The 22557-nt window shown below is 64.7% G+C and carries 20 protein-coding genes and 1 tRNA gene; 11 read left to right on the forward strand and 10 right to left on the reverse strand.

The window, feature by feature from the left end; all coding sequences use genetic code 11:
- Positions 1-2 precede the first annotated feature (2 nt).
- Both Q8J98_RS01720 and Q8J98_RS01725 read left to right on the forward strand, forming a co-directional pair.
- Entirely contained in the window at positions 3-1700 is a 1698-nt protein-coding gene (locus Q8J98_RS01720; RefSeq protein WP_305292874.1) for a beta-1,6-N-acetylglucosaminyltransferase, read from the forward strand.
- 12 nt (positions 1701-1712) lie between these two features.
- Positions 1713-3116, forward strand: a complete 1404-nt coding sequence (locus tag Q8J98_RS01725; RefSeq protein WP_305292875.1) for a nodulation protein NodH — start codon at positions 1713-1715, stop codon at positions 3114-3116.
- On the opposite strand, the gene Q8J98_RS01730 is transcribed toward Q8J98_RS01725, so the two are convergent.
- The 9 genes from Q8J98_RS01730 to Q8J98_RS01770 form a co-directional block, all read right to left on the reverse strand.
- Positions 3113-3577 (reverse strand): PTS sugar transporter subunit IIA, encoded by a 465-nt coding sequence (locus tag Q8J98_RS01730; protein WP_305184565.1) that lies wholly within the window; start codon positions 3575-3577, stop codon positions 3113-3115. The genes Q8J98_RS01725 and Q8J98_RS01730 overlap by 4 nt on opposite strands.
- A 33-nt stretch (positions 3578-3610) precedes the next feature.
- A complete protein-coding gene (gene hpf / locus Q8J98_RS01735) occupies positions 3611-4186 on the reverse strand; it encodes a ribosome hibernation-promoting factor, HPF/YfiA family (protein WP_305292876.1) in 576 nt (191 codons plus the stop codon).
- A 241-nt stretch (positions 4187-4427) separates the two neighbouring features.
- Complete coding sequence (lptB, locus tag Q8J98_RS01740) at positions 4428-5198, reverse strand: LPS export ABC transporter ATP-binding protein (protein ID WP_305184567.1); 771 nt, start codon at positions 5196-5198, stop codon at positions 4428-4430.
- A complete protein-coding gene (locus Q8J98_RS01745; protein ID WP_305292877.1) occupies positions 5198-5698 on the reverse strand; it encodes an LptA/OstA family protein in 501 nt (166 codons plus the stop codon). Before Q8J98_RS01745 ends, lptB begins: the two co-directional genes overlap by 1 nt.
- An 8-nt stretch (positions 5699-5706) precedes the next feature.
- Entirely contained in the window at positions 5707-6312 is a 606-nt protein-coding gene (locus Q8J98_RS01750) for a hypothetical protein (protein ID WP_305292878.1), read from the reverse strand.
- 2 nt (positions 6313-6314) lie between these two features.
- Positions 6315-7289, reverse strand: a complete 975-nt coding sequence (locus Q8J98_RS01755; protein WP_305292879.1) for an SIS domain-containing protein — start codon at positions 7287-7289, stop codon at positions 6315-6317.
- Complete coding sequence (locus Q8J98_RS01760) at positions 7270-7884, reverse strand: ribonuclease D (protein WP_305292880.1); 615 nt, start codon at positions 7882-7884, stop codon at positions 7270-7272. The genes Q8J98_RS01755 and Q8J98_RS01760 overlap by 20 nt, the downstream gene beginning before the upstream one ends.
- A gap of 80 nt (positions 7885-7964) precedes the next feature.
- Complete coding sequence (locus tag Q8J98_RS01765) at positions 7965-9482, reverse strand: MDR family MFS transporter (RefSeq protein ID WP_305292881.1); 1518 nt, start codon at positions 9480-9482, stop codon at positions 7965-7967.
- An 84-nt stretch (positions 9483-9566) separates the two neighbouring features.
- Positions 9567-9651, reverse strand: a tRNA-Leu gene (locus tag Q8J98_RS01770).
- Between the two features lie 162 nt (positions 9652-9813).
- Between Q8J98_RS01770 and Q8J98_RS01775 the strand changes: the two genes are divergently transcribed.
- The 8 genes from Q8J98_RS01775 to Q8J98_RS01810 all read left to right on the forward strand — a co-directional run bounded on the left by Q8J98_RS01775 (position 9814) and on the right by Q8J98_RS01810 (position 20970).
- Entirely contained in the window at positions 9814-10800 is a 987-nt protein-coding gene (locus tag Q8J98_RS01775) for a complex I NDUFA9 subunit family protein (RefSeq protein WP_305292882.1), read from the forward strand.
- The gene (locus Q8J98_RS01780; RefSeq protein ID WP_305292883.1) at positions 10801-11604 is read left to right on the forward strand and encodes an undecaprenyl-diphosphate phosphatase; all 804 of its coding nucleotides are present in this window, start codon (positions 10801-10803) and stop codon (positions 11602-11604) included.
- A gap of 158 nt (positions 11605-11762) precedes the next feature.
- On the forward strand, positions 11763-13196 hold the full coding sequence (locus tag Q8J98_RS01785) for an NAD(P)-dependent oxidoreductase (protein WP_305292884.1): 1434 nt from the start codon (positions 11763-11765) through the stop codon (positions 13194-13196).
- 56 nt (positions 13197-13252) lie between these two features.
- Positions 13253-13990, forward strand: a complete 738-nt coding sequence (locus Q8J98_RS01790) for a hypothetical protein (RefSeq protein ID WP_305292885.1) — start codon at positions 13253-13255, stop codon at positions 13988-13990.
- Positions 13977-18515, forward strand: a complete 4539-nt coding sequence (gltB, locus tag Q8J98_RS01795; RefSeq protein WP_305292886.1) for a glutamate synthase large subunit — start codon at positions 13977-13979, stop codon at positions 18513-18515. The genes Q8J98_RS01790 and gltB overlap by 14 nt, the downstream gene beginning before the upstream one ends.
- A gap of 121 nt (positions 18516-18636) precedes the next feature.
- Positions 18637-19542 carry a Hint domain-containing protein gene (locus Q8J98_RS01800; protein WP_305292887.1) on the forward strand — a complete coding sequence of 302 codons (906 nt, stop codon included), beginning with the start codon at positions 18637-18639 and terminating at the stop codon, positions 19540-19542.
- 32 nt (positions 19543-19574) lie between these two features.
- On the forward strand, positions 19575-20303 hold the full coding sequence (gene mtgA / locus Q8J98_RS01805) for a monofunctional biosynthetic peptidoglycan transglycosylase (RefSeq protein ID WP_370867997.1): 729 nt from the start codon (positions 19575-19577) through the stop codon (positions 20301-20303).
- A gap of 16 nt (positions 20304-20319) precedes the next feature.
- Positions 20320-20970 carry a methyltransferase gene (locus Q8J98_RS01810; protein ID WP_305292888.1) on the forward strand — a complete coding sequence of 217 codons (651 nt, stop codon included), beginning with the start codon at positions 20320-20322 and terminating at the stop codon, positions 20968-20970.
- Between the two features lie 8 nt (positions 20971-20978).
- Here Q8J98_RS01810 and Q8J98_RS01815 read toward each other — a convergent pair whose 3' ends face one another.
- Positions 20979-21704 carry a hypothetical protein gene (locus Q8J98_RS01815; protein ID WP_305292889.1) on the reverse strand — a complete coding sequence of 242 codons (726 nt, stop codon included), beginning with the start codon at positions 21702-21704 and terminating at the stop codon, positions 20979-20981.
- A 173-nt stretch (positions 21705-21877) separates the two neighbouring features.
- On the opposite strand from Q8J98_RS01815, the gene Q8J98_RS01820 reads away from it, so the two are divergent.
- The gene (locus Q8J98_RS01820; RefSeq protein WP_305292890.1) at positions 21878-22543 is read left to right on the forward strand and encodes a glutathione S-transferase family protein; all 666 of its coding nucleotides are present in this window, start codon (positions 21878-21880) and stop codon (positions 22541-22543) included.
- Positions 22544-22557: the final 14 nt, after the last annotated feature.

A 22557-nucleotide genomic window follows, 5' to 3' on the forward strand; every position in this document is an offset into this window, starting at 1 on the left:
GGGTGACGGTCGGCTTCGTGATGATGTGCCACACCGAGCTTGACCGGGCCGCGCAGGTGGCGCGGTTCTGGGCCGAGGGCGGCGCGCCGGTGGTGATCCATGTCGATCGCCGGGTCGATGCGTTGGCAAACACCAAGTTCCAGCGCAGCCTTGCCGATCTTGCCAATGTCAGCTTTTCGCGCCGCTTCAAATGCGAATGGGGCACCTGGTCGCTGGTGGCGGCGGCGCAGGCGGGGGCCGAACAGATGCTGGCGCGGCACCCCGAGGCGGGGCATGTGTTCCTTGCCTCGGGGTCGTGCCTGCCGCTGCGCCCGGTGCAGGATCTTGCCGCCTATCTGGCCGCACGACCGCACACCGATTTCATCGAAAGCGTCACCACCGCCGATGTCGGCTGGACCATTGGCGGGCTGGATGAGGAACGTTTCACGCTGCACTTTCCGTTCAGCTGGAAGCGGCACCGGCGGCTGTTCGACCGCTATGTGGCGCTGCAACGCCGCTTTGGGTTGCGCCGCAAGGTGCCCGACGGGCTGGCACCGCATATGGGCAGCCAGTGGTGGTGCCTGAGCCGCCGCACGCTCGCCTCGATTCTGCAAGACCCCGAGCGGCCCGCCTATGACGACTATTTTGCCAAGGTCTGGATCCCCGACGAAAGCTATTTTCAGACCCTGACCCGGCTTTACGCGACCAATGTCGAAAGCCGCTCGCTGACGCTTTCCAAATTCGACTATCAGGGCAAGCCGCATCTCTTCTATGACGATCACCTGCAATTGCTGCGCCGCTCCAACTGCTTTGTGGCGCGCAAGATATGGCCGCGCGCCGACCGGCTTTATTCCGCCTTCCTGGCGCAGCGCAGCGCGATTGACGCGACCGCCGAACCGGACCCGGTAAAGATCGACAGGCTTTTCACCAAGGCGGTCGAGCGGCGCACCACCGGGCGGCCCGGTCTTTACATGCAAAGCCGCTTTCCGCACCGCGACCGCGAGAACGGCAAGACCTCGGCCCCCTATTCGGTGTTTCAGGGCTTTACCGACCTTTTCGAGAACTTCGACGGATGGCTGGCAAAATACGCGGGCGCGCGGGTGCACGGGCACCTTTTTGCGCCCGAACGCGCCGGGTTTGCAGGCGGCGAGAGCGTTTTTGCGGGCTGCCTGACCGACAGCGCCACCTTGCGCGACTATAACCCGCAAGCCTTCCTGACCAACCTGATCTGGAACAGCCGCGGCGAGCGGCAGTGTTTTCAGTTCAGCCCGCGCGACAATCAGGCCTGCAACTGGTTCCTCGCCACCGACCCGAATGCGCAGATCTCGGTGATCAGCGGTGCCTGGGCGGTGCCGCTGTTCCGTTCTCCCGAAAGCTTTGCGGTGACCCGGCGCGAGGCGGCGCGGCTGCAAAAGATCGAGCTCGACCAGATCAACATTCTGCGCTCGATGTATGTGAAGGCGCGGGTGCGGATCTGGACGATGGCCGATTTCATCGAGAACCCGATGGAGCTGATGCAGACCATCATCGACGAAATCAGCCCGCGTTCGACCCGGCGGCTGGCCGAGGTGCCGCGGCTGGTGGACCTGACCGGCTTTGGCCGGTTCTTGCAGAACCTCAAGAATCAGGGCATGCAGCCGCGCCTGATGGGCGAGTTTCCGGTGGGTGACGATGCGCAGGGCCCTAGCCCGCAGCGCGGCCGCCCCTATATTGTCAGGTAAGGCCCCGCGCGCATGACCCGCCCGTTCGACACATTCGTGATTTTTGCCGAAATGCGCACCGGTTCCAACCTGCTGGAAGCGAGCCTGAACCAGATCGAGGGGCTGACCTGCCACGGCGAGGCGTTCAACCCGGCGCATCTGGGCGACCCGAAACTTCAGGAGCTTCTGGGGGTGACGCTGGCAGAGCGCACCGCCGACCCGCTCGGCCTGCTGGCCCGCATCCGCGGGGCCGAGGGGCTGAACGGCTTTCGCTATTTCCATGACCACGACCCGCGCGTGCTCGAGGCGGTGCTGGCCGATCCGCGCTGCGCCAAGATCATTCTCACCCGCAACCCGGTGGAAAGCTACATCAGCCTGAAGATCGCCTATAACACCGACCGCTGGCGGCTGACCGACGTGCGCGACCGGCGCGAATTCAAGGCTCCGTTCAAGCCCGCCGAGTTCGAGGCATTTCTTGCGCCGCTGCTGGAGTTTCAGGTGAAGCTGCTGCGCGCCTTGCAGACCTCGGGCCAGACCGCATTTTATGTCGATTACGAAGACATTCTGAATGTTGACGTGCTGAACGGCATGGCCCGATTTCTGGGCCATCCGGAGGGCGTGGGGGCGGTATCGCAGGCGCTGATCGTGCAGAACCCCGAGGAAATGGCGCAAAAGGTGCGCAATTTTCCCGAGATGGAGGCGGCGCTGACGCGGATCGACTGGTTCAACCTCTCGCGCACCCCGAACTTCGAGCCGCGCCGGGGGCCGAACGTGCCGGGCTTTGTGGCCGCCAGCGGCGCGCCACTGCTCTATCTGCCGCTGAAGACCGGGCCCGAGGCGCGGGTGCGCGGCTGGCTCGCAGGCTTTGACGGCGGCCTGATCGAGGATTTCACCCAGAAGTCGCTGCGCCAGTGGAAGCGCGGGCACCCCGGCCACCGCAGCTTTACCGTGCTCCGCCACCCGCTGTCGCGCGCCCATGCCGCCTTTACCGAGGCAATTCTGCCGGGGCGTTATGGCGAAATCCGCGAGGTGCTGCGCTCGCTTTACGAGGTGCCGCTGCCGCCGGTCGAGGCGGCGGGCAAGCTGAGCGCGCTGGCGCATCGCAACGCGTTCATGGCGTTCCTGAAGTTTCTCAAGGCCAATCTGAATGGCCAGACCTCGGTGCGCATCGACCAGCTTTGGGCCAGCCAATACGCGGTGATTCAGGGATTTGGCAGTTTTGCCCCGCCCGACATGCTCTGCCGCGAGGAAACATTGGCCGCCGATCTTGGCTGCCTTGCAGCGGCGGTTGGCCTGCCCGGCCCGGCGCTGCCACCTGCGGCCAAGGCCGAGGGGATTCCGCTTGCGAAAATCTACGATGGCGAGATGGAAGCAGCGGTGCGCGAAGCCTACCCGCGCGACTACATGAGCTTTGGCTTTGCCGACTGGCGCGGCTAGGCGGCCTGGGTTCCCACCGCCTCGGTCAGCAGCGCATGCAGCGCCGTGGGTGCCGAATTGGCACGCAGCTTGGCGCAGAATTCGGGGTTGCGCAGGGTGCGTGACACCAGCGCCAGCGCCTTGAGGTGTTCAACCCCCGAATCCTTGGGGGCGAAAAGCGCAAACACCAGATCGACCGGCTGCCGGTCAACCGCATCAAACTCCAGCGGTCGTTCAAGCCGCACGAACACCCCGACCACCCGCGTGAGGCCGTGCAGCCGCGCATGCGGAAGCGCCACACCGTGGCCCACGCCCGTCGGCCCAAGGCTCTCACGGTCCTGCAACGCATCTAGCGTATCGGAAGCGTTGAGCCCGTAGGCCGACTGGGCAATTTCGGCAAGATCCTGAAACAGGCGTTTCTTGCTGGTGACATTGGCAAAAACCTTGACGGCATCTGCCCCGAGCAGGTCTGAAAGCTGCATTCGTCTTACGTCTCCGCGCCCTGCGGCAAGCGCCTATTTGATGTGACGCGGGTCGATCCAGCCCACGTTCCCGTCATCGCGGCGGTGCACCACATTCACACCACCATGTTTCTCGTTGCGGAACACCAGCATCGGCGCGCCCGCAATCTCCATCTGCATCACCGCCTCGCCCACCGAGAGCGTCGGCACCCGTGCCTCCATCTCGGCGACGATCACCGGCGTCAGGCTTTCGGGTTCCGAATCCCCGCTGCCCGCATCTGCCGCGAGCACATACATCTCTGCGGCGCCGAATTCAACAGGCTCGGGGCGGTTGCGCTGATGGTCTTTCAGCCGGCGCTTGTAGCGGCGCAGCTGCTTGTCCATATGTTCGCGGCAATCCTCGAAAGCGGCATAAACCTCGGTCGCGCTGCCCTTGGCCGCAGCGGTGAGGCCAGAGGAGAGATGCACCGAAATTTCGCACAGATACGCATGCGCAAGCCGCGAAAAGACCACGGTGGCGTCGGTCGGGCGTTGCGAATACTTGTCCAGCGTCTCGCCCAGCTCCTGCTTGACATGGGATTGCAGCGTATCGCCGATATCGAGCTGCTTGCCGCTGATCTGGTAGCGCATGGGTTCTCCTTCCGATGTGTGAACCGGCCCCAGCCGAACATGGCCTTGGTTTCGGTTCGGTTAATTTCGTGGGGGTGCTCCGGGAACAATCACGAGGCGCGGCCCGTGCAACATGGGCTTCGGGTGACGTCGCTCGGGAGCGTGGGCGATGGTCATGCATTTGAGCCTATTTGGCACCTGCGGGCTACCCGTTGTCAACGGCTTCGTGTTTGCGGTACCGCAACTGCGCATGTTCCTGCGCTCAACTTATCCGGAAGCCCTGCCCAAGATAGACGCGGCGCACGTTTTCATCGCGCACAACCTCATCGGCGGTGCCGCTCATCAGCACGGCACCGTCATGCAGGATATAGGCACGATCAACGATTTCAAGGGTTTCGCGCACGTTATGATCGGTTATCAAGACCCCGATCCCGCGCGAGCGCAGATCATGAACGAGGGTGCGGATGTCACCCACCGAAATCGGATCGACCCCGGCGAAGGGCTCATCGAGCAGCAAGAAGCGCGGGTTGGCGGCCAGACAGCGAGCGATTTCCACCCGTCGCCGCTCGCCGCCGGAAAGCGCCACGGCCGGGGCGTGGCGCAGATGCGCAATCGAGAAATCGCCCAGCAACTCTTCCAGCCGTTCGCGCTGCTTGTGGCGCTGCCGCTCGACGATTTCGAGCACCGCAAGGATGTTGTCTTCGACCGACAGGCCACGAAAGATCGAGGCTTCCTGCGGCAGATAGCCGATGCCAAGCTGGGCGCGCCGATACATCGGCAAGCCGGTCACATCGCGGCCGTCAAGCATGACCTGCCCGGCATCCGGCAGGATCAGCCCGGCAATGGCGTAAAAGCAGGTGGTCTTGCCCGATCCGTTGGGGCCAAGCAGGGCCACCACCTCGCCCTGCGCGAGGCTCAGCGCGACATCGCGCAAGACCAGGCGGCGGCGGTAGGATTTGCGCAGGCCGGTGACGACAAGGCCCGGCACCGCCGCCGGGACTGCGACCGGGGCGCGCGCGCGGCGTGGCCGCATCAGTTGCCCCCGGGCTGAAGCGTGGTCTGCACCCGGCCTTCGACGGTGGCGGTGCCGGTGGTCAGATTGACCGTCAGCCGCTGCCCCGAAAGCACATTGCCGCCCTGTGTCAGCACGACATTGCCGCTCAGCACGACGGTTCCGGAAAGAATCGTGTATTCGGCGCTTTCGGCCTCGGCGGCATCGCTGCCGCTGGCCAGAACGACACCGCCGCTTGCCAGTAGCCGGCTGATCTCGCGCTGGCCATCGTTGCCGTATTCGACCCGCACCAGCGCCGCCGCCAGCCGCATTGCGCCTTGCGACACCACCACATTGCCGGAAAACACCGCGCTGCCATCGGCCTGGTCGATGGTCAGGCTATCGGCGCTGATCTCGACCGCAGCAGAGGTATCGGCGCGGATGCCGCCGAAGTCGGTGGTTTGCGCCTGGGCCGGTTGCAGTTGGATGCCCGCGCCAAGGAGCAACACACAAAGGGCGAAGGCAAGTCGCTGGGCTGTCATGATCTTCCTCAATTCACCGGATGGTATATCAGCTTCACGCCTGCGTTGAAAACCAGAAGATGCGGGGCCCCGGCGGCGGCGGTTGAAAGCAGCATGGTTCCGGCGGAAATCTGGCCGAAGGGAGCCTCGGCAACCACCATGCCGGGCGATTCGACGCGGGTGCGGTCGGTTTGCATGCTGACCGCTTCGGTCGCGATGGCGTAACCGGCAGAGGTGCGCAGGCTTACCGAACCTGTCAGCCGCACCTCGCCCAGCGCGGGGTCAAGCCGCCCTTCGTCGGCGAGGATATCGGCGGTAAAGCCCTCGGGGCTTTCGATCCGCACCACAATGCCGGTCGCGCTGGCACCGGTGCCCACCGCATCGGGGCGCGCGCCGCTGGCTGCAACCGTCAGCGCCGCGCCATCTTCGGTGACACCGGCAAAGCGCGGTTGGGTCAGCCGTGGCTCGCGCGCAAGTTCATCAAGGTCGATATCGGCATAGGGCACGGGCTGGGTCGGGTCGATCCGTTCGGAAACCAGAAACAGCGTTGAAAGCAGCGCCAGCGCCATCAGCGGCAGCACGATCTTGGCACCTGCGACGAGCCACGAATAGGTATCGTCGTAGTTGCGCGCCATGTTCAGGCCACCCCGGCGCGCAGACAATCGTGAATGTGCAAAACCCCCAGGGGCCGCCCGTTCCCGCCGGGCGCGAGCACGAAAAGGCAGGTGATCTTGCGATCGTTCATCAGCGCCACCGCCTGCTCGGCAAGCGCGCCGGGGCCGATGGTCTGCGGGGCGCGGGTCATGACTTCGCCCGCGCGGCGGCCCAGCAGCCCCTCCATGTGGCGGCGCAGGTCACCATCGGTGATGATCCCGGCAAGCGCGCCGGTCGCGTTGGTCACCCCGACCACGCCAAAGCCCTTGTTGGTCATCACCAGCAGCGCCTCGGCCATTGGCGCGTTTTCGGCGACCAGCGGCGGCGCATCGTGCATCAGGCTTGCTACCGTGGCAAGCCGCGCGCCAAGCTTGCCGCCGGGGTGGAAGGTGGCGAAATGTTCGGGGGTGAAGGCGCGATGTTCCATCAGCGCCACGGCCAGCGCATCGCCCAGCGCCAGCGTCATCGTAGTCGAGGTGGTGGGCACCACGCCGGTGCCGCAGGCCTCGGGAGCCTGCGGCAGCAGAATCGCCACATCGGCCTGCCGCAGCAGGGTCGAGCCTGCCCGCCCGGCAACGCCGATCAGCGGAATGGAAAACCTGCGGGTATGGGCAACGATGTCGGAAAGCTCGGGGGTTTCGCCCGAGTTCGACAGGACCAGCGCCACATCCTCGCGCGTGACCATGCCCAGATCGCCGTGACTTGCCTCGGCTGGGTGGACGAATTGCGCCGGTGTGCCGGTAGAGGCGAGCGTGGCGGCGATCTTGCGCGCGACATGGCCGGATTTGCCCATGCCCGAAACGATCACCCGGCCCCGCGCCTGAAGGATTGCCGCGACGGCCGCCGCAAAGCTTTCGCCAAGGCTTTCGGCAAGCAGGACGAGCGCTTCTGCCTCGATGCCGATCACCCGGCGCGCGGTGGCAAGCCAGGTGGCGGCGTCAGTGGTGGAAAATGTCATTCGGTTCATCCCAGCCCATCAGGTCCAGTTGACCGCGCGCCGGAAGAAAATCGAAGCACGCCTGCGCCAGCGCGCTGCGGCCTTCGCGCGCAAGCCGGATCTCCAGCTCGGCCTTCAGCCGGTGCAGGTAGAGCACGTCGGAAGCTGCATAGTCGAGCTGCGCCGGGGTCAGTTCTTCAGCGCCCCAATCCGAGGTTTGCTGCTGCTTGGAAACATCCACCCCCACCAGGTCTTGCAGCAGGTATTTCAGCCCGTGCCGGTCGGTGAAGGTGCGCACCATGCGCGAGGCGATCTTGGTGCACCACACGGGCGCGGTGACCACGCCAAAGGCATTGTAAAGCGCTGCCACATCGAAGCGGGCGAAGTGAAAGAGCTTGAGCACCGCCGGGTCGGCCAGCATCCGCACGAGGTTTGGCGCGCTGTGCTGGCCCTGCGCGATCTGCACCATGTGGGCGTGACCGTCGCCCGAGGAAAGCTGCACGAGGCAAAGCCTGTCGCGGTGCGGATCAAGCCCCATCGTCTCGGTATCGATTGCCACGACCGGGCCGAGGTTCAGCCCGTCGGGCAGGTCACCCTTGTGAAGATGGTTGGTCATCTGCGCCTCGCTGGTCGCCGGGCGCGGGGTGGCGCGCGGTGCTGCCTGTTTCAGGGTTTTGCCGATGGGCGGGCGGCGCGTCAATGGGCACCGCCCTGACCGGGCCGCCCGATGGTGTTTTCCAACGGTTTTTCGACAATAAGGAACGACAGCACCAGCGCCACCGCCGCCAGCGCCGCGCCGATGGCAAAGATCGGGTGCATGGCCTCGGTGAAGGCAGAGGCGACAACGGCGCGTGCGGCTTCGGGAAGCGCTGCAACCTGCGCCGCGCCAAAGGTGCCAGGGTCGGCCCCCGGCGGCAGCAGCCCGGCAAGCCGCGCGGCGAGGCCAGAGGCGAACATCGCCCCGAACACTGCAATTCCGACCGATCCGCCCACCTGCCGGAACAGCGTGAAGCCCGAGGTTGCGACCCCGAGCATGTGCCGCGGCACGGCGTTCTGAATGGCAGTGGTGCCTACCGACATGGTTGGCCCCATGCCAAGCCCGACCAGCGCCATCATTCCCACCAGCGCCCAGCGCGAGGTATCGGGCGAAAGCAGGGTCAGGCTTGCCATTCCCAGCACCAGCACTGCCATGCCGATCTGCGGCAGGCGTCGGTAGTGCCCGGTGCGACCCATGATCTGGCCAGAGCCTATCGATCCGGCCATGATGCCCAGCATCATCGGCAGCATCTGCAGGCCCGACGCGGTAGGGCTGATGCCCTTGGCAACTTGCAGATAGAGCGGCAGGAAGGTGGCGGCACCGAACATTGCAGCGCCAATGATCGCGCCAATGGCCGAAAACAGCACGAAGGTCGAATGCGAGAAGAGCGCCAGCGGCAGAATCGGCTCGGCGGCGCGCCGTTCAACCAGCACGAAGGCCGGCAGGGTAACTGCCGCGAGCGCAATGAGGCCGAGGATGAAGCCCGAATCCCATGCAAAGCTGCGCCCGCCAAGCGAAGTGAACAGCACCACTGCGGAAAGCGCCGTGGTCAGCAGCACCGCGCCGAGATAGTCGATGCGGTGCCCGGTGCGGATGCCGCGCGGCTTGAACGCCAGCGCGAATACCACCAGCGCGAAAATGCCCAGGGGAAGGTTGACATAAAAGATCCAGCGCCAGCTCAGATGCTCGGTAAGATAGCCGCCGATCAGTGGCCCGCCGATTGACGAAAGCGAGAAGACTCCGCCGAAAATGCCCTGAATCTTGCCGCGTTCGCGCGGTGGCACCACATCGGCGATGACCGTGAGCGCCAGCACGAACAGGCCACCGCCGCCAACCCCTTGCAGCCCGCGCGCGGCAATCAGGAACAGCATCGAGGTGGCCTGACCCGCCAGTGCCGAGCCTGCGAGGAACAGCACCACCGAGATCTGCATCATCAGCTTGCGGCCATAAAGATCGCCCAGCTTGCCATAAAGCGGCGCGACAACGGTCGAGGTCAGCAGGTAGGCGGTAATCACCCAGCTCAGATGGTCGATGCCGCCAAGTTCGGCAACAATGGTGGGAAGCGCGGTCGAAACGATGGTCTGATCGAGCGACGCGAGCAACAGCATCATCGCTATCGCGGCTAGGATCAGCCGGGGTGAGCGGATATGGTCATTCACCGGAACCTGCGCGGACATCGGACAGCCTTTTCAGCACTGGAAAAAAGCGGAAAGCCGCCGCGCGGGGTGCGCTGCGTCAAACCGCTGACAATCTCGGGGTAATGGTGCCCAGAAGAGGACTCGAACCTCCACGCCTTGCGGCACACGGACCTGAACCGTGCGCGTCTACCAATTCCGCCACCTGGGCAGGTGTTCCGTGAGCGGGGTGATTATCGGCGGGCAAAGGCAGAGTCAACGGGGGTCGCCAACAATTTCCGCGCGCCCCGCCCTGCGGCAGCCTTTACCCTTGTCGGGCTTGGGGCTTGGCGCTAATCAAGGGGCGGATTTCGGGAACGAAAGGCGGGCACCGATGTCGAAACTTGTCACCATTTACGGCGGGTCGGGGTTTCTGGGGCGCTACATCGCCCGTCGTATGGCGCAGGAAGGCTGGCGCGTGCGCGTAGCGGTGCGGCGCGACAACGAGGCGCTTTTCGTGCGCACCTATGGCGCGTTGGGGCAGGTGGAGCCGGTACGCTGCAACATCCGCGATGACGCCTCGGTGCGCGGAGCGATGCAGGGTGCAGATGCGGTGGTCAACTGCGTCGGCATTCTGGTGCGCGAGGGCAAGAACACCTTTGATGCAGTGCAGGCGCAGGGTGCCGCGCGGATCGCGCGGATCGCTACCGAGATGGGCGTGGCGCGACTGGTGCATGTTTCGGCAATCGGGGCCGAAACCTCCAGCACCAGCAATTATGCCGGCACCAAGGCGGCGGGCGAGGCGGCGGTGCGCACCGATTTTCCCTCGGCGGTGATCTTGCGGCCCTCGGTCATGTTCGGTTCTGAAGACGGTTTCTTCAACAAGTTCGCGATGATGGCGCGCTGGGGCGTGGTGTTGCCGATCGTCGGGGCCAGTACAAGGTTCCAGCCTGTCTATGTGGACGATGTTGCCAAGGCGGCGGTCAAGGCCGTGCTGGGTGAGGCCAGCGGCACCTACGAGCTGGGCGGCCCGGATGTGCAGACGATGCGCGAGCTGATCGACAGGATGCTGGCCGTTACCCTGCGCCGCCGCATCGTGGTGAACACGCCGTTCTGGGTCGCCTACGCGCTGGCGGCGTGGTTCGACAGCTTCCAGTTCCTCTGGGGCGGGCTGATCGTGAACCGGATGCTGACCCGCGATCAGGTCAAGCTCTTGCGCCACGACAATATTGTGGGCGAGAACGCGCGCGGCTTTGCCGATCTCGGCATTGAGCCGACACCGATGGCGGCGGTCTTGCCGGACTATCTGTGGCGGTTCCGCCCGACCGGGCAGTTTGACGCAATCAAGGCTTCTGCCAAGAACCTGCGCAAGCCGACCTGAATGGGCGATACCACGCTGGTTGCCGCCGGGCTTGGCCTGCTGGAGGGCCTCACCGAGTTCATTCCCGTGTCTTCGACCGGGCATGTGCTGCTGGCGGGGCACTTTCTTGGCTTTGAATCGACCGGCAAGGCCTTTGAGGTGGTGATTCAGCTTGGCGCAATTCTGGCTATTGTGGGGGTTTATGCGCTCCGGCTGATCGCGGTCTTCGCCTCCGCCCCGCGCGATGCTGAAGCGCGCCGGTTCATCGCTTCGGTGCTGCTGGCGTTCTTGCCGGCAGTGGTGATCGGGGTGCTGGCGCATGATTTCATCAAGACGGTGCTGTTCGAATCGCCGCTGCTGATCGCGGTGATGCTGGTGCTGGGCGGGGTGGTGCTGATCTGGGTCGATCGGCTGCCGCTGACCCCGCGGCATGATGACGCGATGCGCTTGCCGCTGGGGATGGCGCTGAAGATCGGGCTCTTTCAGTGTCTGGCGATGGTGCCCGGCGTCTCGCGTTCGGGGGCGACAATCGTCGGGGCGCTGGCGCTGGGCGCGAGCAAGCGCGCAGCAGCGGAATTTTCGTTCTTCCTCTCGATGCCGACGATGGCCGGGGCCTTTGCCTATGACCTGTGGAAAAACCGCGATGTGCTTGATGTCGCCGCGCTGAACGAGATCGCGATAGGCTTTGTAGCCGCCTTCATCGCGGCGATTTTCGTGGTGCGCGGGCTTTTGGGTTACGTCAGCCGTCACGGATACGCGTTGTTCGGCTGGTGGCGAATCACCCTTGGAACTGTGGTTCTGGTGGCATTGGCCGTGGGGTTCTAGGTAGTAGGTCAGCACGCGATACCTTTTTTTCGGCAAAAAACCCAAAGCGCTGGCGGTTCTTTGCGAATTACCGACAAATAGGTAACGCATTCTGACTTTTATTTTCAAATTACCCGCAGTAGCAATGCCGCATCGTAACCTTTGCGGAAGGTGCCGCCGTGGCCAAGCAACCTATGCTCAAGTTCGTGACGCTGCCGCGGGAAACCCCGGAAAAGCGCGAACCTTCGGTGCGCGCCAGCGACTTTCGCGAGATCTACCGCGAATTCGCCGCCCAGAAGGCCGCCGAGCAGGCAAGCCGGTGCAGCCAGTGCGGCGTGCCCTATTGCCAGACCCATTGCCCGCTGCACAACAACATTCCCGATTGGCTGCGGCTGACCGCCGAGGGACGGTTGCAGGAAGCTTATGAGCTGAGCCAGCAGACCAACACATTTCCCGAAATCTGCGGCCGCATCTGCCCGCAGGACCGGCTCTGCGAAGGCAATTGCGTGATCGAGCAATCGGGGCATGGCACCGTTACCATCGGTGCCGTCGAGAAATATCTGACCGACACCGCCTGGGACATGGGCTGGGTGAAGCCGATCCGACCGGCAGCCGAGCGGGCGGAATCGGTCGGCATCATCGGTGCCGGGCCAGCCGGGCTTGCCGCTGCCGATGTGCTGCGCCGCGCCGGGGTGCAGGTGACGATCTATGACCGCCATGACCGCGCAGGGGGCTTGCTGACCTACGGCATTCCCGGCTTCAAGCTGGAAAAAGACGTGGTGATGCAGCGGATCGGCCAGTTGGAACAGGCCGGGGTGCAATTCGTGCTTGGCTGCAATGTCGGCGTCGATCTGAGCTTTGACGCGATCCGGGGCAGGCATGATGCGGTGCTGATAGCCACAGGGGTTTACAAGACCCGCGAGCTTGAGGGGCCGGGGTCCGGTGCCGCAGGTATCGTGCGCGCGCTTGACTACCTCATCGCCGCCAACCGCAAGGATTTCGGCGACGAGGTCGAGGCTTTCGACAATGGCGAGCTGAATGCGGCGGGCAAGCGGGTGCTGGTGATCGGCGGCGGCGATACCGCGATGGACTGTGTGCGCACCGCGATCCGGCAGGGAGCGGCAAGCGTGAAATGCCTTTACCGCCGCGACAGGGCCAACATGCCCGGCAGCCAGCGCGAAGTGCAGAACGCCGAGGAAGAGGGGGTTGAATTCGTCTGGCTTTCGGTTCCGGTGGCCTTCGCGGGAACCCCGGTCAGCGACGTGCTGGTGCAGCGGATGCGGCTTGGGCCGCCCGATGCCACCGGGCGCCAGACACCCGAAGTGATCGAGGGCGCGGATTATCTGGAATCCGCCGATCTGGTGGTGCAGGCGCTGGGCTTCGAGCCGGAGAACCTGCCCGAGCTTTGGGGTTGCATGGGGCTGGAAACGACCCGCTGGGGCACGATCAAGGCCGCCCATGGCAGCCACGCGACCAGCCTTCCCGGCGTCTTTGCGGTGGGCGATATCGTGCGCGGTGCAAGCCTTGTGGTCTGGGCAATCCGCGACGGCCGCGAGGCAGGCGAAAGCATCATGAATTATCTGGCGCAAAGCGGTGCCATGGCGGCAGAATGATACCCGGGAAGCGGGCGGCCCGGCAGGGCCGCCGCCGATTGATCAGGGGAAGTGACATGACCAAGGCGATAAAAACCGTTGTGACCGCGCTGGCGCTGATGATTGCGGGCGGTGCCCCGGTTGCCGCGCAGACATTCGAGCCGCCACGGGGCTGCACGCTGTCGCTGACCGCGCAGCTGCGCCAATGCCAGGTGGCCAACGTCTATTCCTGCACCGGCGATGCCCCCGGCGACCGCTGGATCACCTTTGCCGATGGCGTCGGCATCTTCTTTACCAGCCGGATCGACTTTGAAACCCGCTGGATCGAAAGCATCGACCATGACAGCGGCAACATTGAACGGCTGCTGCCCAAGGCAGCCGACCACGCCAGTTTTTCAACCCTGCTGGCCACCGGGCGCGACGATTTCGATTTCATGACCGAAACCAGTGACGGCTTTGTCGAGCGCTTTGTCGGGGCCGACACGCTGACCGGCGAAACCGTGATGATCGACGGCATTCCGCTTGAGCGCAGCACCTTCGATCTGAGTTCCTATGACGCCTCGGGCGCGTTCCTGACCCGCCGCTCGGGGTCGCAGTTCATCAGCCGCGACCTGCGGCTGTTCTTTGGCGATACCGAGGTGTTCGAAAACGCGCAGGGCGACCGGATCGAGACCTTTCAGCCGCCGGTCACCTTCGCGCTGCCTGGCGAAGACGGCTTTGGCACGCTGGAGCCGAAATTCGACTGCAACGCGGTGCTGGCCCGCGCCCCCGGCCTGACCGACCGATTGAGGAGTTTCCGCGATGACCGAATTTGACGCCACCTGGGTTGCCGAAGAAGAGGCGCGCCGCGCCTGGATGGATGCGCATTCGCTTTACCGTGCCGAAGACGAGCATTCGTCCTGCGGCGTGGGCCTTGTGGTCTCGATCGACGGCACCCCCTCGCGGCGGGTGGTCGAGCATGGCATCGAGGCACTGAAGGCGGTCTGGCATCGGGGCGCGGTCGATGCCGATGGCAAGACCGGCGACGGCGCGGGGATCCATGTGCAGATCCCGGTCAGTTTCTTTTACGATCAGGTGCGCCGCACCGGCCATGAGCCGGACATGGGCAAGCTGATTGCCGTGGGGCAGGTTTTCCTGCCGCGCACCGATTTTGGCGCACAGGAGCGCTGCCGCACGATCGTGGAAACCGAAGTTCTGCGGATGGGGCATTACATCTACGGCTGGCGGCATGTGCCGGTGAACACCGATGTGCTGGGCGAAAAGGCCAACGCCACGCGCCCCGAAATCGAACAGATTCTGATCCGCTGCGAAAAGGACATCGATCAGGAGACCTTTGAGCGCGAGCTTTACATCATCCGCCGCCGGATCGAGAAGGCGGCGCTGGCGGCGCAGATTCAGGGGCTTTACCTCTGCTCGCTGTCGTGCCGGTCGGTCATCTACAAGGGCATGATGCTGGCCGAGCAGGTTGCGGTTTTCTACCCCGATCTGCGCGATGAGCGGTTCGAGTCCGCCTTCGTGATCTATCACCAGCGCTATTCGACCAACACCTTTCCGCAATGGTCGCTGGCGCAGCCGTTCCGGATGCTGGCGCATAACGGCGAGATCAACACCCTGCGCGGCAACGTCAACTGGATGAAAAGCCACGAGATTCGAATGGCCTCCAACGCTTTCGGCGAGGCCGCCGAGGATATCAAGCCGATCATCCCGGCGGGCACATCGGACAGCGGCGCGCTGGATGCGGTGTTCGAGGTGATGGTGCGCTCGGGCCGCAGCGCGCCGATGACCAAGACCATGCTGGTGCCCGAAGCCTGGTCGAACTTTACCGGCGACATTCCGAAGCCCTGGGCAGACATGTATGCCTATTGCAACGCCGTGATGGAGCCCTGGGATGGGCCTGCGGCGCTGGCGATGACCGATGGTCGCTGGGTCTGCGGCGGGCTTGACCGCAACGGCCTGAGGCCCATGCGCTATGTGCTGACCCGCGACGGCCTGCTGATTGCCGGGTCTGAAGTGGGCATGGTGCCGGTGCCCGAAGCCAACGTGGCCGAAAAAGGCGCGCTCGGGCCGGGGCAGATGATCGCCGTCGACATGAAGGATGGCAAGCTTTACCACGACCGCGCTATCAAGGACCGGTTGGCGGCAAGCCAGCCGTTCGGTGAATGGATCTCGAAGGTGTTCAACCTCAACGAGATCATGCGCGACGTGCCTGAAAAGGCGATGTTCACCGGTGCCGAGCTGCGCCAACGGCAGATCGCGGCGGGCTACACGCTGGAGGAACTGGAACAGATCCTTGCGCCGATGGCCGAGGGCGGCAAAGAGGTGCTGGCCTCGATGGGCGATGACACGCCGCCTGCGGTGCTGTCAAAAATCTACCGCCCGCTTTCGCATTTCTTCCGACAGAACTTCAGTCAGGTTACCAACCCGCCGATCGACAGCTTGCGCGAAAGCCGGGTGATGAGCCTGAAGACCCGCTTTGGCAACCTCAAGAACGTGCTCGACGAGGACAGCAGCCAGACCGAGATTCTGATCTTGGAAAGCCCGTTCATCGCAACCGCCGAATTTGGCGAAATGATGCGGCAGTTTGGCGGCAGCGTGGCGGTGATCGCCTGCACCTTCGCCGCGGACGCCGGGCAGGACACGCTGCGCGAAGGGCTGGAGAGGATCCGCGCCGAGGCCGAAGACGCGGTGCGCTCGGGTGCCAACCACCTGGTTCTGTCGGACCAGACCCAGGGCCCCGACCGGGTGCCGATGCCGATGATTCTGGCAACATCCGCCGTGCATAGCTGGCTGACCCGCAAGGGCCTGCGCACCTTCACCAGCATCAACGTGCGCGCCGCCGAATGTATCGATGCCCATTACTTTGCGGTGCTGATCGGTTGCGGCGCGACCACGGTGAACCCCTACCTCGCCGAAGACAGCATCGCCGACCGGGTGACGCGCGGGCTTTTGCAGGGCAGTCTGGAAGACGCGATTCGCCGCTACCGCGATGCCATCGACGCCGGGCTGCTCAAGATCATGTCGAAAATGGGCATTTCGGTGATCTCGTCCTACCGTGGCGGGCTGAACTTTGAGGCGGTGGGGCTTTCGCGCGCGATGGTCGCCGAATACTTCCCCGGCATGCAGAGCCGCATTTCCGGCATTGGCCTGCACGGTATCCAGCGCAAGCTCGAAGAGGTTCATGCGCGCGGCTGGCTGGGCGGGCAGGACATTCTGCCGGTTGGCGGCTTCTACAAGGCGCGCCGCACCGGCGAAAAGCACGCCTGGCAAGCAGACAACATGCAGCTTTTGCAGCTTGCCTGCGAGCAGGGCAACTATGACCTTTGGAAGCAGTATAGCGCGATGATGCGGGCGAACCCGCCGATTCACCTGCGCGACCTTCTCGATATCAAGTCGCTGGGCAGGCCGGTGCCGATTGAAGAGGTGGAAAGCATCACCTCGATCCGCAAGCGCTTTGTGACGCCGGGGATGAGCCTTGGCGCGCTCAGCCCCGAGGCGCACAAACTGCTGAACGTCGCAATGAACCGGATCGGTGCCAAATCCGATAGCGGCGAGGGCGGCGAGGACCCGGCGCATTTCGTGCCGGAACCGAACGGCGACAACCCCAGCGCCAAGATCAAGCAGGTGGCTTCGGGGCGGTTTGGCGTGACAGCCGAGTATCTCAACGCCTGCGAAGAGCTGGAGATCAAGGTCGCGCAAGGGGCCAAGCCCGGCGAGGGCGGGCAATTGCCCGGCATGAAGGTCACGCAACTGATCGCGCGGCTGCGCCATTCGACCCCGGGGGTGACGCTGATTTCGCCGCCGCCGCACCACGATATCTACAGCATCGAAGACCTGGCGCAGCTGATCTACGATCTCAAGCAGATCAACCCGCGCGCCAAGGTGACGGTCAAGCTGGTCGCCTCAAGCGGCGTCGGCACCATCGCTGCGGGCGTGGCCAAGGCCAAGGCCGACATCATCCTGATTTCGGGCCATAACGGCGGCACCGGCGCAAGCCCTGCCACTTCGATCAAATTCGCCGGTCTGCCCTGGGAAATGGGGCTGACCGAGGCGCATCAGGTGCTGGCGATGAACCGCCTGCGCGAGCGGGTGACGCTGCGCACCGATGGCGGCCTGCGCACCGGGCGCGACATTGTGATGGCGGCGATGATGGGGGCCGAGGAATATGGCATCGGCACCGCCGCGCTGATCTCGATGGGTTGCATCATGGTGCGCCAGTGCCAGTCGAACACCTGCCCGGTGGGGGTCTGCACGCAAGACCCCGCGTTGCGGGCCAAGTTCAACGGCACCGCCGACAAGGTGGTGAACCTGATCACCTTCTATGCGCAGGAGGTGCGCGACATTCTTGCCTCGATCGGCGCGCGCAGCCTTGATGAGGTGATCGGCCGTGCCGATCTGCTGGCGCAGATCAGCCGTGGCTCGGCACATCTTGACGACCTCGACCTCAACCCGTTGCTGATTACCGTCGATGGCTTTGACAAGATCGTTTACGACCGCTCCAAGCCGCGCAACCATGTGCCCGACACGCTTGACGCCGAGATCGTGCGCGATGGCGCGCGGTTCTTCGAGGATGGCGAGAAGATGCAGCTGAGCTATGCGGTGCGCAACACCCACCGCACCATCGGCACCCGCGCCTCGAGCCATATCGTGCGCAACTTCGGCATGAAGAACGCGCTGCAACCCGACCACCTGACGGTGAAGCTGACCGGCTCCTGTGGCCAGTCACTGGGGGCCTTCGCGGCACCCGGGCTGAAGCTGGAGGTGATGGGGGATGCCAACGATTATGTCGGCAAGGGCCTTTCGGGCGGCATCATCGTGGTGCGGCCGCCGATGGAAAGCCGTCTGGTGGCATCGGAAAACACCATCATCGGCAATACCGTGCTTTACGGTGCAACCGCAGGCTACCTTTTTGCGGCAGGCCGCGCGGGCGAGCGCTTCGCGGTGCGCAACTCTGGGGCCAGGGTGGTGGTCGAGGGCTGCGGCTCGAACGGCTGCGAATACATGACCGGCGGGGTTGCGGTGGTTCTCGGCAGTATCGGTGCTAACTTCGGGGCGGGCATGACCGGTGGCATGGCCTATGTGCACGACCCCGAAGACCGCGCCAAAGGCTCGATGAACATGGAAACGCTGGTGACCTGCCCGGTCGAGCACCCGCATTGGGAAGCGCAGCTCAAAGCCATGATCGAGCGCCATTTTTCCGAGACAGGCAGCGTGAAGGCCCGCGAGATCTTGCAGAACTGGGCGATCGAAAAGGGCCGCTTCGTGCAGGTCTGCCCGCGCGAAATGCTGGTGCATCTGCCGCATCCGCTGACGCTTGAGGCGGCAGCGATGCCCGCCGAATAAGGCCTGCCCGTTGCCAGGCGGGGCGGGGCACGCGCAGCCGCCCCGTTCTGGCCCGAACCTCGCCGCGTTTTAACCGGATTTGCATGTTTGCCTGCGCCTTATCGGCGGCAGTGAGGTGCGCATGGCAACCAGCTATCTTGACCAGTTCTTCGTGATGGACCCCGGCAACCCGCCTGCGGGCGGGACCGCGCTGGCGGTGACCAAGCTGACCATTGTCGATGGCAACGACAACAACTGGATTTCGGCAACCTCGGGCGAATTGGTCGGCGGGCTTCGGGTTACCTCGGTCTGGGTTGGCGACACGATCAGGGTGGTGATGAACGGCCAGACGGTCACCATTACCGGCGTCACCTTTTACCGCAGCGGCGGCCCGGCGGTGTTCACCCCGACCGACGGCACCGTGCTGGAAAACGCCACCTTCGTCTCCTCAACCTGGGTCAACACCTCGACACAGGTGCCGGTGGGCAGTTTCGGGCCGCCCTGCTTTGTGGCGGGAACGCTGATCCGCACGCCCAAGGGCGAGCAGCGGGTGGAAACGCTGGGCCCGGGCGATCTGGTGGAGACCCGCGATCAGGGCGCGCAGCCGCTTGCCTGGGTCGGGCAGCGGGTGGCGGCCGGGCTGGGCGATTTCGCGCCGGTGCGTTTTGCGCCCGGCAGCATCGGCAACACCGCGCCGCTGCTGGTATCGCCACAGCACCGGATGCTGGTGCGCGACTGGCGGGCCCAGCTTTTCTTTGGCGAAGACGAGGTGTTGGTGGCGGCGCTGCATCTGGTCGATGGCGCGGGCGTTACCCGCGCGCCCTCGGCACGGGTGCGCTATGTGCACCTGATGTTCGACCGCCACCAGATTGTCACCGCTATGGGCGCGCCGAGCGAAAGCTTTTACCCCGGGGCCACGATGCTGGCAGGGGATGCGGCGATCAGGGCCGAGTTGCTGGCTCTCTTTCCCGGCATCGCCGGCGGTGATCGCTGGGCAATGGCGCGGCCACTGGTGCGCGGCCGCGAGGCGCTGCTTCTGGCGGCTTGACCTGGGGGCCGCAGCAGTGTTCTTGCTGCGGCATGGCCAAAAAAGCTGCAATACCTGATGAGATCGAGCCACCGCAGCGCGGGCCGCTGGCGCGGCTCTTGCGCTGGTCGTGGTATTGGCTCTGGCGCGGCACGATGCTGGCGCTCGGCTTGATGCTGGCTTCGATCGCGCTTTATTCGGTGGTCAACCCGCCGGTGACCATGACCATGCTGGGCGAGTGGTGGCGGCTTGGCCAGACGCACCGCAAATGGGTGCCGATCGAAGCCATCGCGCCGGTGATGGCGCGCTCGGTGGTGGCGGCGGAAGATGCCAATTTCTGCCAGCACTGGGGCTTTGACGTGGCAGCGATTCGCGCCGCAATCAAGGATGGTGCGGGGCGCGGCGGTTCCACCATCAGCCAGCAGGTGGCCAAGAACGTGTTTCTCTGGCAAGGCCGAAGCTGGATCCGCAAGGCGCTGGAAGCCGGGATCACGCCGCTGGTCGAACTGGTCTGGTCAAAGCGGCGGGTGCTCGAGGTCTATCTCAACGTCGCCGAATTCGACACCGGGGTGTTTGGTGTGCATGCCGCCGCCGAGCGCTATTTCAACACCACCCCCGACAAGCTGACGCGCCGGCAGGCGGCGCTGCTTGCCGCCGTGCTGCCCGACCCCAAGGGGCGCGATGCCGCCCGGCCCTCGGCCTTTGTTTCGTCGCGCGCCCAGGCGATTGCCGACGGGGCCGATACGATCAGGGCAGACGGGCGCACGGCATGCTGGGAATGAGCGGCAAGAGGCGCGCATGACCAACAGGCCTGCGCCGCAGGCGGCCGGGGCTTTCATTCGGGCAAACCTGCGCGCAGGCCCGGTGCCGATGCTGCCGGACATTCGGACCTACCAGGCCCATCCGGCAAGCGGGCTGGCCCGGATTGGCGGGGCGGCCCCCTATTGGGCTTATGTCTGGGCAGGCGGTGCAGCGCTGGCGCGCCATGTCACCGAAAACCCCGGCCTGGTGCGCGGCTTGCGGGTGCTTGACCTTGGTGCCGGGTCGGGCGTGGTTGGCATTGCTGCCGCGCGCGCCGGTGCGGCGCGGGTGATCTGCGCCGAAATCGACCCCTACGCGGCAGCGGCTATCGGGTTGAACGCGGCGCTGAACGATGTGCGGATCGAGGTCTTGCAAAATGACATCTGCGCGTTGCCGCCGCCCGGGGTTGACCTCATTCTGGCGGGGGACGTGTTTTATGCCGCCGGGGTGGCGCGGCGCGTTGCCGCCTTTCTCCGCCGCTGTTGCAGCCATGGAATCACGGTTCTGGTCGGCGATCCGGGGCGCGCCTATCTGCCGCGCAACGACTTGCGCCCGGTGGCGGAATACAAGGTGCGGGATTTTGGCGATGACGCGGTAACCTTGCGGCCGGGTCTGGTCTATGCGTTCGAGCCGCCGCGGCGGGGGTAAGCCGCAGGCTACCCCGCCGAAGGCGCGCCGAAGCTGCGCACCAGGGTCAGAAGCAATGCGTAAAACCCCCAGTGCGCCACATAGGAATAGGCCAGCCCCATCGGCACCCGCAGCAACAGGTAGGGAAAGGCGAGGCCAAACAGCGACGCCATGGCGGTAAAGCGCAGCACATAGCCCCAGGGCGCATCGCCGAAAGCCAGCAGGAGATGCGCGGCACCGAATACCAGCGCGCAGGCCAGCGATATGCGCCGAAGGCCGATATCGCGCGCGGCAAGGCCGAGCACAAGTGCCGTCACCAGCAATTGCTGGAACAGGATTTCCACCGATTTGGGCAGAAAGTACCAGCCGTTCGCCAGCGGAAGCGCCGGCGGTATGACGCCTTCACGCAAATCGAAGGCGGGCAGCGCCGGAAGCACCCGGGCAACAAAATACATCGCCCCGGCGAATGCCACTGACCAGACGGCGAGGCTGAGCAGGCGGTTCTCGAAGGTCTTCCACTGTGCGTAGCGTGACCAGATCGCGTAGAGCGGCCAAAAACCGATCACCGCGACGCCGCTCCAGAACGCATAGTAAAGCGCAATGGCAACGCCGTTGGTGTTGTAATCCGGCGCGACCCCGATGGCGGGCAGAACAAGGTAGAAACCGAGATCGGACAGCAGCCAGAGCAGCGCCACCTGCAAGAGCGGCGCAACAAGGGCGAGCGCTGCGGAACCTCGGGGGCGAAGGGACATCATCGGGCTTTCATCGGCGGCGGCTGGCGCTTTGGGCGGCTGGCGGCGCAGACTAGGCCGCAGCGGGCACATTGGCCATAGCGCAAGACAGATCATGCGATCATCCGCCCAGCCCCATTGATCCACCCCGCCCGCCTCGCTATCAGGGGTTGATCGATCCCCGAACAGGCCACCCGATGAACCGTCTTTACCACGTCGCGCTGTCGCCCTTTTGCCGCAAGGTGCGGCTGGTGCTGGCGGAGAAAAAGATCGAGGTCGAGCTGGTCGAGGAGCGTTATTGGGAGCAGGCACCCGAGTTTTTGCGCCGCAACCCCGCGGGCAAGGTGCCGGTGCTTCGGCTTGACGGGCGGATCATGGCCGAGAGCCAGGCGATTTGCGAATTCATCGAGGAGACCGTGCCGACCCCGCCGCTTTTGCCACGCGATCCTTTGGCGCGCTACGAGGTGCGGCGGCTTTGCGCCTGGTTCGATGACAAGTTCAACGCCGAGGTCACCGCGAAGGTGATGGGCGAGCGGGTCTGGAAGAAGATCCGCAAGGAAGGCTACCCCGACAGCAAGACGGTGAAATCCGGGTTGAGCGCGGTGAAACGGCATCTGGACTACATGAACGAATTGCTTGACCAGCGGCGTTGGCTTGCCGGTGACGTGCTGACGTTGGCCGATTTCTGCGCGGCCGCGCATCTGAGCTGTCTCGACTACATTTCCGATGTGGACTGGGACCGTTCCGCCACCGTCAAGGACTGGTATGCCAAGATCAAGTCGCGCCCGGCCTTTCGCTCGCTTCTGGCCGACCATGTGCCGGGGCTGCCACCTTCGGCGCAATATGCGGAACTTGATTTCTGAAGCGCGGGGGGCTT

Origin of the sequence: Phaeovulum sp. (assembly GCF_030684035.1) — a bacterium.
Taxonomy (GTDB): domain Bacteria; phylum Pseudomonadota; class Alphaproteobacteria; order Rhodobacterales; family Rhodobacteraceae; genus UBA6213.